Source organism: Acinetobacter lwoffii (assembly GCF_024129115.1).
GTDB classification, from domain to species: domain Bacteria; phylum Pseudomonadota; class Gammaproteobacteria; order Pseudomonadales; family Moraxellaceae; genus Acinetobacter; species Acinetobacter lwoffii_T.
On sequence record NZ_JAMXXO010000009.1, the window covers coordinates 61,609 to 74,375 of the forward strand.

Genomic DNA, 12,767 nt, shown 5'->3' on the forward strand with positions numbered 1-12,767 from the left:
ATAACGAATGACATAAAGATAACGAAGGACAATCCATGGCATTATTTGCAGTCATCGGGCTTGGCAGTTTCGGTGCCACCGTGGCCACACAGCTCATCAGTCTGAAGCATGAAGTGATCGGGATCGATCTGAATAAAAAATATGTCGAAAATATTTCCGATCAACTGACCCATGCCGTGATTGCCGATGCAACCGATGAACATGTACTGGATGAGCTGAACATTCAGCGCTGTGATGCCGTTGTCGTTGCGATTGGAGAGGATATTGAAGCCAGCATTCTGTGTGTATTGCACTTAAAAAATATGGGCGTGAAGAAAATCTGGGTGAAAGCCAAATCCAAATCTCATCACATGATTCTGACCCATCTCAATGTTGAAAAAATCATTCATCCTGAAGAAGATATGGGCGTTCGGGTGGCCCAGTCTTTAAGCTATCCGATGGTCAGTCGCTATATGGCGCTTGAAGATGATCATTATATTGTCAAAATTGAAATTCATGCGGATCATCATGGTACACCGTTGAATCAGTTGATGAAGCATGTGCCTGAAATCACCACCTTATTACATAAACGCGGATCTACACTGCAATATCACGTAGATGCCGATCAGATTCTTCAAGAAGGCGATATTTTACTGGTTGAAGGATTGCTGGAACCTTTGCGCCGTCTTGCTAAATATTTTAAACATCTATGAAAAGTTCTGATTTAAAGCAACACAGGACGATTAACCTCAGTCCTCCGAGCTTACTGGCTTTGGGTTTTCTCGGATTAATTCTGATCGGCTCATTACTTCTGATGCTGCCTATCGCCCATCATGGAGAAATCAGCTGGCTAGACGCGATTTTTACAGCAACTTCTGCTGTGACCATTACCGGGCTATCGGTGGTGAATGTCGGTGAAGCCTATACCGTATTTGGTCAAATCGTGATTATGTTTTTGTTGCAATGCGGCGGCTTGGGTTTTATGACCTTTGCCATTCTGGCAGTGATGAGTCTGGCACCGCAACTGGGGCTAAAACAACAAGTCATGGCACAGGAGTCCATTGGACAAACTAGCCTGAAAAAAGTCAGTTTTACCATTAAAGCCGTGTTTTTATATTCTCTATTCTTTGAAGCAATCGGTACGCTGATTCTGACTTTGGCTTGGCTCAAAGAATATCAGTTTAGCGATGCACTATTTTATGCAGCCTTTTATAGCGTCTCCGCTTTTAATAATGGTGGATTTTCGCTTTTTCCAAACAGTCTGATGAGTTTTTCAGGACAGTATCTGATTACATTTACCATTAGTATGCTGTATATCATTGGCGGTATCGGTTTCTTGGTGCTGATGGATGTCAAGGAACGTAAACGCTGGCGCAAGTTAAGTACCAATAGCAAGCTAATCCTCTCAACGATTCTGGGTCTGAACCTAAGTGCTTTTATCGTACTTTGGCTATTGGAGGCTTCCAATCCACAGACCTTAGGTCTCATGAGTTTGGGCGATCAGGCCGTGAATGCCTGGTTCCATGCCACCGTTCCCCGCTCTTCAGGTTTTCATAGCTTGCCAATGGAACAAATGAGTGATGCATCCACTCTAGTTACCATATTTCTAATGTTTATTGGTGGAGGTTCCTTAAGTACGGCGGGCGGCATTAAGGTCGGTACGTTTATTATTGTGGTCATCAGCGTAATCAGTTTTTTAAGACGCGAAGATGAGATCCGGCTGTTTAATCACTCTATTCCTGAAAAAACCACTTTTAAAGCATTGGCCGTCGTGTGTATTACTGCAGCGCTGATCATGATGGGTTTTATGAGCTTATTAATCTTGGAACCTGAGCAGGATTTTCTGGATCTGTTATTTGAAGCTGTGTCTGCAGCCTGTACCGTTGGCTTGTCCCGAGGGGTGACAGAGGAGCTACAACCGGCCAGTTTGATCATTCTGATGTTGTTAATGTTCGCAGGTCGTCTAGGGCCACTGACGCTTGCTTATTTTATTGCGACTCCGAAAAAGAGTCGTCTCAAACATCCACCTTCAGAAATCCAGATTGGTTAATCTATCTATAAAAAAACCATGCCGCAGCATGGTTTTTTATTTTCATTCCAAGATGACGAAACTTGGAATCTTAGAACCAGTTCATCAAGGAAACACCTAAACCGACATAAGTGGCACGGTGGTTATAATCAATCAGGCTTTCTCCGTAGCCATCAAATAGCTGGAATTGACCACGCAAACGCCCACTGATCGGGAATGACCAGTCGAACTGTACGGCTCCACGGTTTTCATCTCCACCTTTTAAGGTATGTCGCAGCATCAATGAAAAATCATGCTCCTTATAACGATAAAATGCGGTCATGTCTCCACGGCCAATATAGTTTTTGATTTCGGGATTGTTATCGTCTTCTCGCTTCTCTTCAAAGCGATACCAAGGACGAACCATCAAGGCAAAATTGTCTTTTTCAAAACCGAGATTCAGCATCACCCGGTTCCAGCTACGTGATAACGGATCAGAACGGCCATTGGACTGATGATTAATGGTCAATCCCAACATACGCCAGTTAAGACCTAAAAGATCATAGTTGGTACGGAAAATTAAACTGGCTTCGGGTTCATAGTTGGTTTCACGAAACGGACGTGATTCTTCCGAGTTATACACCTGCCAACGTGAAGATTGAGTATAACCAAGCCAGAGATCGCCATTATCTCCCAAGATATTTTCAACCGCCTTGGTCTTTAAAGACAACTGAAACTTTGCTTCGGTTGAGGTAAGATTTTGGTCTTCCTTCACTGTGTTTTCTGGATTTTCACTCTCGGGTAATTCATTCTTGTTTGATGTCCAGAAACCTGGCATCAAATACACGGGCTGATAAGAACGAATGTTCCAGGTGCCTAATTTACTTTCCGGAGAGAGTTCCCAGCGACTATCCAGCAAAGACAGATTCGGCGTCAGCTTTGATCCTTCAGAAGCATAAATATTGGAAACAGTTTGACCAATTTTCGCTTTTAAATTATCGGGTTCAGGCGCAATTTCTGCTGCTGCACGACGTTCAGAAACGATTGCTGGCTTATCGGTAACCGGGATTTTAAATAAAGTATCATAACACGCCAGACGCTCTGCACTAATTTCCAGTGCAGCACAGGCTTCAGCCGTTGCCGGCGTGGGATTGTTGACTACTGTTTCTTCCGCATTCACTTGCGTCCCAACTGCACAACCCAGCAAAACGCTCAGCTGTAGAGTTGAGCGCTTAAACGAATTAAGCGCCATCCCTTATCCTCATTTTTTTATTTATAGAACTTGTTGAATTACAAAACCAAGCTGCTCCAGCATTTCACGCTTTGCCACTGGTGCCACAACTGCTTTCGTCGCCTGCTGCGCGACCAGATAGGTTTGTGCAACACGCTGCAAATCATCCAGTGTGACATTCAATAAACGTTCACGTAATTTTTTACGGAACGCTGGCGTACGTTGATGCAAGTAGGAATAACATGCAGTAATGGCTTCGCCTGCCGGTGAGCCTGGTTTATCCATACTGGCAATCAGCCCCAGAATGGCTTCTTCCAGTTGATGCGGCTGTTGTGGTGCATTGAGTAACCACTGAATACTCGCATCAAAATCCTGGAAGGTTTCTGCCAGACGTGGGTCACGGTAGCTGTAGAAACGGAACGAACAGGCATTGCCGTCATAGCTCGCACCACCACCATAGGCACCGCCTTTTTCACGAATGGCGCTGTGCAGGAAGCCATTACGCAAATAACCCGCCAGTACCATCAAGGCAGCAGCATCAGGGTGTGAGACTTCAACTGCCGGATAAGCAGCCGCACAGAATTGGACATTGGCTTGAATCAACCAGGCTTCGTGCTGATCATGGGTTACTTTTTCGACTTGAGTCAATGCAACCGGTGCTGGATCAACAGCAAGTTTGTCCCAGACATTCTGAATTTCTTCGATCAGATGCTCAGATTGCGGCTCTTCACAGACTAACAGGAACTGCTTCGGTGCTTGCAACAAGACACGATGAATTCGTTTTAACTCGTCAATCAGCAGATCATATTCAGCCGGATCTTTTTCAATCTTAGACACCAGCTCGATCAGCCAGTTCAATGCACCCAAACCGGTATTATGATAATCACGCAAAGCCAATGCACTATGCTGACGTGAGGCCGTTTGCATTGCATAGCTATGTCCAGAACCAGAAATACGTGACTGCCAGCGCGTTTTACGCTGTTGTAACAGTTCAACAATACGGTCTTTCTCATCAAAACGAAGCTGTTCAAAACCAATCTTCAACAGACGAATCGCATCCAGATGATTCACCAAAGATTTGGTGGTCAACGTCAACCAGGCAGTAATCTTGTTTTTGTCATCCACTTTCGAACGCAAAGACGCGCCCATGCCCAGACCGCCGCTTACCGCTGTTTGCAGTTGCTGGAACTCAAGATAGTCATATTCACCGGCACCTACTTCACCCATCAGGATTGAAAGCAGGTTAAAGTATGGCGACTGCACCACTTCATCCGGAATATTGACCAGAACCTGTTGATAATAAATACCGTTGGTGCCGGCATGATACAGATTCAACGGCGTATCAACACGGTTACAGATAATCTCGCGTAACTGGCCTTGAACAATCTTTAATTCCGCAGGGACATCTTCCAGACCGACTTTCGGCAATAAATTCAAGTCATCCGGCGTGTCCTGACGCACATTCAATGCTTCAGTCTGCGCAATAATTTCAGCTTTCTGTTCTTCAGTCAGATTCTTGCCAATTTCAGCCAGACGCGCTTTTTCATCCGCTGCTTCTTTGGCAGATTTGGTCGCATCCGGAACCAGCGTCAGTTGGACACGATGTGGATTATCCAGCAGATGCTCTTTGATCAGATTGGATAACCACATCGGATCTTGCAGCTCTTCTTTAACTGCCGCAATCGCAGAATCCACATCCCAGACTTCGACCGGATCACGGTGATGAATGGCACTACCCAGACCGCTCAGAATCAGGCTTAAACCATACGGTGTACCATCACCATTAATTTCACGCTGATGCAATTCAATTTGATGCAGAATCGCATCGACCATGTTCTGATCAACCGGTTTAGAGGCAACTTCTTCCAGAACCTTAAACACACCATTTTTAAATTCTTCTGCATGTTCAGGATTTGAACCTTGCACCGCACAGTAAAAAGTCATTTCAAAGTTAGAATCATCCACGCCCATGAATGGACCTGTTGCATCTGCATAACCACAAGTTTCCAGATAATGACGCAGTGGCGATGCTGAATCTTCTAATAAGATACCTTCAACTAAACGCATGCCCAAACGCAGTTTAATGTCACTGGCTTCCGGTAATAACCATGACAGCACATGATAGGTCTTGTCCTGTAGATCTTCGGCATCGACCGCATAGCTGTCTGTAACCGTCAATGGTGCAGTCAGGCGGGTTTCAGGTGTTGGATACAGCGTCTGACCTTTTTCAAATTTAGACAATGCCAGATGTTCAAACTGCTCTTGCAATTCGAATGCGGTCTTATTGCCAAAGGTCATGAAGACTGCATTACTTGGATGATAATGTGACTTATAGAAATCAACCAACTCTTGGTAAGTCAGGTCAGGAATATCTTTAGGATCACCACCCGAATTATAGTGATAGGTCGTATTTGGGAATAAATGATGCGCCAGCGTGTGATACAACTGATCTGAAGGCGAACTCATCGCACCTTTCATTTCATTAAAGACCACGCCTTTATAGACAGGCTCGCCATTTTCCAGCTCAATGCGAATGCCTTCCTGGGCAAAATCTAGTGGATTGAGGTTCGCAGCAAATGCTGCATCCATATACACTTCAAGCAGGTTCTGGAAATCCTTGCTATTCTGCGTCGCAAATGGGTACGCAGTCCAGTCCGCCGCAGTAAAGGCATTCATGAAAGTATTCAGTGAACGGCGAATCATCAGGAAGAATGGATCACGCACCGGGAATTTTTCTGAACCACACAGCGCAGTATGTTCCAGAATATGTGCTTCGCCTTTAGAATCCATCGGCTGGGTACGAAACGCCACCAGAAAGACATTTTCGTCGTGATTGGTCGCCAGATGATAATGTGTGGCGCCAGTCACTTTATGTTTATATTCAGACACGAAAATGTCTAAAGCTTCAACATGTTGTTGACGTACCAACTGAAACGCAGGATGTACAGTTTGAGAAATGGTTTCAGTGACATCTACAGTCATGCGATCTCCTAATGCTTTAATTAAAATAACTAAGCGCATTATAGCTTTAGTTATCTGAATTATTCACGTTGAAAACCGAGGATTTTGATCGAATTAAGTAAACTTGATCATTTGAAAATTAAATCATCAAATTTACTTCCTGCCTCTAGATGAGTATTTACAAGCTTAAGAAATCAGATATTTAAAATAGTTATAGCTTGGATTGTTTTCCACAAATACATAATTCTGCTTTTGATAAAAACTTGCGGCCAGTCGGGTATCTGTTTGCAGGCACAAAGCTGAATAATGCGGACGTGCCAATTGCTCCAGGTAAGCCAAAAGCTGTTTGCCTACGCCATGCTGACGATATTTCGGATGCACATAGAAACGGCGTACACGACCAATGCGGTCTTCAATGCCGTTATCTCCCAATTGCTGGTTTAAGCCGCCACAGGCAACCAATTTCTTGCCATCATGCGCCACCACCAGATATTCATTGGCGTGGCTAAAGCAGTTTTTCCCGGTGCGATATTCTTCTATTAACTTATCTACCAAATTATAGCCTTCTTTACGTGCCAGAGTTGCCAGTGTTTCGATCTGATCCGGGAGTTGTTCGGCTGTTACAATTTTAATATTCATATACGCACACTATTTGAAATTGTTGTGGAGAATGACAGTTGCCAAGCGACTTAAAGTATCATGCCAGGAGCGATATCTCTTTATAAATAAAATTTGATCCTTAAATCAATGCTGCGGCGCACCAGTGCACAAAAATAAGCCAGTTTTTAGACCAAAGATAGCTGCTGAACAAAATACAGCATTTTTGAAAAGTATTTGAAAATGATTCAGCAAACTACAGCAATCCCAAGCAATCGTGTAAACTTAGGACTTTCATTTTTAATGTGATATTTGAACATGGCAACTGTTGATCTTTTTGCGATTGGTAATGCGCTGATTGACCAAGAATTTAAAGTTTCTGATGACTTTTTAACTGCACATCACTTGCAAAAAGGCACCATGCAACTTGCAGATGGTGAGACTCAGGCCACTCTTTATCAAAATCTTCAAGCGACTCAAGTCTATAAAGGTCAGGCTTCAGGCGGCTCAGCAGCCAACACTACCGTGGCATTTTCTGCGCTCGGTGGTTCTGCATTTTATGGCTGTCGGGTCGGAAATGACGAACTCGGACACATCTACCTGCAAGGTTTGAATGATGCCGGTATTAAGACCACCACCCAATCAATCAGTGAAGGTGTGACAGGAACCTGTATGGTTCTGGTCAGCCCTGATTCTGAACGTACCATGCATACTTATCTGGGTATTACGGCCGAACTGACTGATCAACAAATTGATTTCAGCGCATTACATAGCGCGAAATGGCTATATCTCGAAGGTTATTTATCAACTTCTGACACAGCACGTCATGCCGTACAACAAGCACGTGATATTGCCCGTGCTAATGGCGTTAAAATTGCTCTAACTTTATCTGATCCTGCCATGGTGCAATATTCCCGTGCCGGTTTGGATGAAATGATTGCAGATGGTGTAGACTTGCTGTTATGTAACCAGCAAGAAGCGCTGATGTATACAGAAACAGATAATCTTGAGGCAGCCCTGCTTAAATTAAAAACAATCAGTCAGCACGTTGTCATTACATTGTCAGCTGAAGGCGCACTGATTTCGGATCATCAGAATACTTTTACTGTTCCTGGTCGCAAAGTCACTGCAGTAGATGCCAACGGTGCCGGTGACGCTTTTGCCGGGGCTTTCCTGTACGGATTGAATGCTAATTTGGGTTTACAAGCTGCGGCTGAACTGGCGATTCTGATTTCGAGCCAAGTGGTTTCACAATTTGGTCCGCGCCTGGCAGTTGAAGACTATGCGGCATTATTACAAGACTTTCAAAAGGAATGTGCTTAATGTTTAAAATTTGCATGACCGAAGACGTTCCAGAACGCGAAGCACGCTCTTTTGAGCTTCCCGATGGAGATAATATCTTTATCACCCAACGTGATGGTGCCTTCTATGCCTATCAAAACCTGTGTCCGCATTTGCAGGTCGAGCTGGAATTTCTGGAAAACCAGTTTCTGGATCGTGATCAGGAATTTATTGAGTGCTCCACGCATGGCGCCTTGTTTCTGGTAGAAAGCGGTGAATGCATTTCTGGGCCTTGCCAAGGTCAAGCACTTGAAAAAGTAGAGATTACCGTGCATTCTGATGGTGGAATTTACCTCTCAGAATAAGACTAAAACGGACTTCACCATGCCTGCATTTTTTCTAGACTATAACCTGATGCCTTTTCATCTGAGTTTATTGGCGATTATTCTGTTCGGTGTGGTGAAAACCATTGGTTTTTATTTTGGACTCAGACCCAGCAAGTTTCTGCAAAAAATTTCACCTTATGACTTTCAGCAGATGGATCTACTAAACGTCAAATTTTCCAAAACCTTGATTGTGTTTTTCTTCCTGATGAATTTTAGCTTTGCTGGCTATGTTTTACAGTTCCTGATCTATTCTCAGGAATTTAAATTTCTGCCTGCTTATTACCTGATTATTCCGGCTTTAATCATTGCGACTTTTTTTACTATTTTTATGATTCACTGTCTGGATCAGGTCATTCCACCTAAATATAAAAAGAACAATGTCAATTTACTCGGCCGTTTGGCGACGATTTCCAGTGGCAGTGCCCGTCCCGGTTTTTCTGCTCAAGCACGGGTGCGAGATGAGTATGGACAACTGCATTATGTACAGGTAGAACCTGAGTTTGGTGAACTCGGTTTTCAGTCGCAGATTATCCTGATTCGCATGAGAAAATCTCATTATGTTGCCAAGAAAATCTGTAAATCTAATCAGCTGTTTAGCATGAATCTAGATTAAATTCTAAATCATTTAATAGTTATTAAAAAATCCCGACAGATATCGGGATTTTTTTAATGTTTAGATTTATTTTTTAAGAAGTCCTGAAACCATATTCAATACATTTTGAATATCATTATTGGCTTCTTGCTTACTGGTCTGCTCACCTTGTGGAGTAAGCGAATCAATAATCTGCGGCAAGACCTGTGAAATCGCACTATAAACATCCTGTTTCGGTGCATGGGTTTGTTGTGCAACTGCTTCAACTTCCTGATCATCAAACAGGTTTTGCACCTGCTGCGGATCGACATTGGCATTTTCACCGGGGCCGGTCGACACCCAATCATCGACCTGGCTATTGAGCCCCTGTCCTTTGAGCTTGTCTAATGCACCCTGTAAACCGCCCTGTTTTTGAATCCAGGCCAGCACTAAAGGCAGTACTGCAATCAATAAGGTTTTACCAGTAGAACCACCCAATCCTGAACGAGACTGAGCAGTACCTTGAGTACCACTACCACCGAACTGACTTAGTACTGAACCTAAAATTGCCCCCAGACCATTTTGTCGAGTCTGCTGGCCGGTTTGATTTTGCTGGTTTTGAGTATTTTGATTTTGCTGAGAATTTGACTGGTTTAAATGCCCTAGCACAGACCCCAGGATATCTGCCAAGCCACCTTGTTGTGAGGACTTTTGCTGCAACTGTCCACCACCCAATGCCTGCTTTGCTAATATTTCCACAATACTACTCAGGTTTGTCATGTCCTATATCCTATGTGCATCTTAATTACAGAATACGGCCTGCCCTCATATTGTCTAGGCAAGATTGTGTTAATATTTGCAATCTTGGTTAAGCTAGTTTTTAGCTTACCAGCGAAATTTATCCCAGTTTTCCGGATTGGCCCAAAATTTGGAGTTAAACCAGTCTGGCACGTGCTTATAGGTTAAAATATTAAACTGCCACAGCGCAAAATCGGCCTCATGTATAGTTTTGTCAATCAGCTGGGTAAATCCTAAAGCTCTCAATAACTTTTCATTTTGCATCCGGCTGATCACCACTAGCCGTTTGGCAAACAAATCACGTAATTTCACCAGAATTTGACTCATGATCTGTTCAGACAAATGTTCTGTTTCTACAGTATCCAGCATCACCACAGCCAAGTCATAACGTTGCTGAAAAGGCAGATTTAAAAAGTCAGATACGCTAAAATAGGACCATTGAATAACTGGCTGAAACTGGACTTGGCTCAAGTCCTGCCCAATACAAATAGCAGTATGAATTGGCTGTTCCTGTGCGAAATCGTCTAGCATCGAAGTAATGACATTCTGCTCAGCCATAACTGCATCCTTATGATTTAAGTGAGTAATTTTTATGGAACTTCAGGGCATTTGTCATAAAATGCACGTCGGCCTCAAGGACCTTAGTGTAACTGATCAACAGATACAGCGGGCAAATGTTGAATATAAATTAATTTTAGATCGTGCAGAAATTGATCTTCCGTTTAATTTAGGCCAAGAAATCGAGATTGAATGGACCGGTAATATTTACTGCGTGTCTTGTGGCAACAAAACTTCCAAATCATTTTCGCAAGGTCACTGTTTTAAATGTTTTAAAACCAATGCTTCATGTGATATGTGCATCATGAAACCAGAGACTTGCCATTATCATTTGGGCACTTGCCGCGAAGATGAGTTTGCACAGAATGTCTGCTTTCAGCCACATATTGTCTATTTGGCCAATTCTAGCGCATTAAAGGTCGGTATTACCCGTACCAGCCAAATGCCGACCCGCTGGCTTGATCAGGGCGCGACCCAAGCCCTGCCGATTATGAAAGTGGGCTCACGTCGTCTTTCTGGAAAGCTTGAGGTCATGTTTGGTACTCAGGTTGCTGATAAGACTGACTGGCGCAAGCTGCTCAAAGGTGAAGCAGAACCATTGAATCTGATTGAAGTGCGTGAACAACTTTTAGAAGAATTCGCGCCTAAAATTCAAAGCATTCGTGAAGAATTTAATCAGAATCTAGAATTTAATGAAAATATTGAAGTGCTTGACGATGAGTTCGCACAAGAGTTTATTTATCCGGTAGAACAATATCCAGAAAAGATTAAATCGCATAATCTGGATAAAACTCCTGTCATTCGTGGCAAATTACAAGGCATCAAGGGCCAGTATTTAATTCTGGATACTGGCGTAATTAATATGCGCAAATATACCGGTTATGAACTGATTATTCGTGCTGAATAATTAAAAAAGGGAGCAAATGCTCCCTTTTTTATCCAATAATATTAATCTGATCAAATAGCTGCTGTTGTATAAGCTGTGAATTAATATTTTGGTCGGCAAAATAAGGGACTTCGAAGCTTTCTTCTCGTGCTTCCACCACAATCGGCTCAATGAGTGAAACTGATGTAGTCGGCCTTTCTATATCTTGTAGGAGCAATGTTAAATCAACCTGAATATCTTGATGATCATTTTCTAAACTTGCAGATTCTTCATCTTGCTCAATCGCTGTAGTAAGAATATCCTCAATAGAAGCATGTTGCTCCACGTTTAATGGAAAATTAATTTTTGCTAATGAAATAGTTTCACTACGCTGGCCTGCTGCATTCTCCGAATATAAAGTCAAGAAGCCACCTTGTGCAATTGGATTTTCTATACTCCACTCACCCTTTGCATTTGCATAAGTCACATATTCCTGACTATCAGCAAGAATCACAATTTTACCGTAAGGCATTGCCTCGCCAGTAAGCTGTTCGCCATTTTCCAAAATAGTAGGGACAACTGGCTCAAACAAGATGTAACTTGGCTGTTCTGGCTCTATAACAGGTAATTCCGGCTCAGGAAATACCACAGGAATCGCCAATGCAATGATGTTAGATCGAATACCTAAATCATTTACCGCATAAATCTCTAAAGTTCCTCCTTGTGCAATTGGGTTGAGTAACGACCAATTCCCCTGACCATCAACACTGGTTGAATATTCATAATCATTTGCCATCACAATAATCTGCGTATGAGGGGTTGCTTTACCTGATAGATATTCACCCTGCTCTAAAATCACTGGGGTAATAGGTGCCCAATCTGGAAATACCGGAATTTCAGGAAGTGGTGCCATACCAGAAATAATAGGTGGAGACTCTTCTCCAAGTTCATTACGAGCAAATACTTCTATAAAAGTACCCGGCACAATCGGATTTAGAAGTATCCATTGCCCATTTGCATCAGCTTCGGTGTTATATTCAACACCATTATGCCTAACCACCACCGTCACATGTGGATCAGCCGTACCGACTAAATAATCACCCTCTTGAGAAAACACAGGTATACTCGGAGGTAGTGGTGCTATTTGCGCTAATCCAATTTCTAAGGAAACAATTCCTTTTGCATTTACAGCAACAATCGTCACTGAGCCAGTGCCTGAGATAGGATTATTCAGTGACCAACTTTCCTGCGCATCAGCAGTAGTTTGATATTGCTGACCATTATAAGTTGCAATAATAGTAACAAACGGATCGGCTATACCAACAATTTGGCTACCAAACTCCGTTACCTCAGGCGTAGAAGGTTTGAGAATAATTGCAGTTTCATCGCGAACATAACCTTTCCCCGGTTTATTTGATTCATGACCTTTTCCAGGTTTATTTGGTTGTGGGTGATAGTGAGGTGATTTAACGACCTGCGCATGCTGCGGAACAGGATTAAAATACGATATTTTTTTCATTATATGCCTTATC

General features: G+C 42.9%; 12 protein-coding genes. 6 read left to right on the forward strand and 6 right to left on the reverse strand.

The genetic code is table 11. The annotated features are described in order from the left end of the window. Positions 1–35: 35 nt before the first annotated feature. The gene (locus tag NI470_RS08795) at positions 36–692 is read left to right on the forward strand and encodes a potassium channel family protein (protein ID WP_253113296.1); all 657 of its coding nucleotides are present in this window, start codon (positions 36–38) and stop codon (positions 690–692) included. Beyond that, on the forward strand, positions 689–2,029 hold the full coding sequence (locus NI470_RS08800; RefSeq protein WP_253113297.1) for a TrkH family potassium uptake protein: 1,341 nt from the start codon (positions 689–691) through the stop codon (positions 2,027–2,029). Before NI470_RS08795 ends, NI470_RS08800 begins: the two co-directional genes overlap by 4 nt. A 70-nt stretch (positions 2,030–2,099) precedes the next feature. On the opposite strand, the gene NI470_RS08805 is transcribed toward NI470_RS08800, so the two are convergent. The 3 genes from NI470_RS08805 to NI470_RS08815 form a co-directional block, all read right to left on the reverse strand. Next, positions 2,100–3,239, reverse strand: a complete 1,140-nt coding sequence (locus NI470_RS08805) for a phospholipase A (protein WP_253148179.1) — start codon at positions 3,237–3,239, stop codon at positions 2,100–2,102. Positions 3,240–3,260: 21 nt separating this feature from the next. Beyond that, on the reverse strand, positions 3,261–6,200 hold the full coding sequence (locus NI470_RS08810; protein WP_253148178.1) for an insulinase family protein: 2,940 nt from the start codon (positions 6,198–6,200) through the stop codon (positions 3,261–3,263). Between the two features lie 165 nt (positions 6,201–6,365). Next, entirely contained in the window at positions 6,366–6,818 is a 453-nt protein-coding gene (locus NI470_RS08815; RefSeq protein ID WP_180087298.1) for a GNAT family N-acetyltransferase, read from the reverse strand. Positions 6,819–7,094: 276 nt separating this feature from the next. On the opposite strand from NI470_RS08815, the gene NI470_RS08820 reads away from it, so the two are divergent. Genes NI470_RS08820 through NI470_RS08830 form a run of 3 tightly spaced genes read left to right on the forward strand, consistent with a single transcriptional unit; the run spans position 7,095 to position 9,056 of the window. After that, positions 7,095–8,099: an adenosine kinase gene (locus NI470_RS08820; protein ID WP_253148177.1), complete on the forward strand. Its 1,005-nt coding sequence runs from the start codon at positions 7,095–7,097 to the stop codon at positions 8,097–8,099. Between the two features lie 14 nt (positions 8,100–8,113). Continuing rightward, positions 8,114–8,422 (forward strand): Rieske (2Fe-2S) protein, encoded by a 309-nt coding sequence (locus NI470_RS08825; RefSeq protein WP_004279797.1) that lies wholly within the window; start codon positions 8,114–8,116, stop codon positions 8,420–8,422. Positions 8,423–8,441: 19 nt separating this feature from the next. Beyond that, a complete protein-coding gene (locus NI470_RS08830) occupies positions 8,442–9,056 on the forward strand; it encodes an OB-fold-containig protein (protein ID WP_253148176.1) in 615 nt (204 codons plus the stop codon). Between the two features lie 66 nt (positions 9,057–9,122). On the opposite strand, the gene NI470_RS08835 is transcribed toward NI470_RS08830, so the two are convergent. Both NI470_RS08835 and NI470_RS08840 read right to left on the reverse strand, forming a co-directional pair. Continuing rightward, the gene (locus tag NI470_RS08835; RefSeq protein WP_253148175.1) at positions 9,123–9,794 is read right to left on the reverse strand and encodes a YidB family protein; all 672 of its coding nucleotides are present in this window, start codon (positions 9,792–9,794) and stop codon (positions 9,123–9,125) included. Between the two features lie 105 nt (positions 9,795–9,899). Then, the gene (locus NI470_RS08840) at positions 9,900–10,370 is read right to left on the reverse strand and encodes a DUF6231 family protein (RefSeq protein WP_253148174.1); all 471 of its coding nucleotides are present in this window, start codon (positions 10,368–10,370) and stop codon (positions 9,900–9,902) included. 34 nt (positions 10,371–10,404) lie between these two features. Here NI470_RS08840 and NI470_RS08845 point away from each other — a divergent pair, with 34 nt between their 5' ends. Beyond that, positions 10,405–11,277, forward strand: a complete 873-nt coding sequence (locus tag NI470_RS08845) for a DUF2797 domain-containing protein (protein WP_253148173.1) — start codon at positions 10,405–10,407, stop codon at positions 11,275–11,277. 28 nt (positions 11,278–11,305) lie between these two features. On the opposite strand, the gene NI470_RS08850 is transcribed toward NI470_RS08845, so the two are convergent. Further along, positions 11,306–12,754 (reverse strand): Ig-like domain-containing protein, encoded by a 1,449-nt coding sequence (locus NI470_RS08850; protein ID WP_253148172.1) that lies wholly within the window; start codon positions 12,752–12,754, stop codon positions 11,306–11,308. Positions 12,755–12,767: the final 13 nt, after the last annotated feature.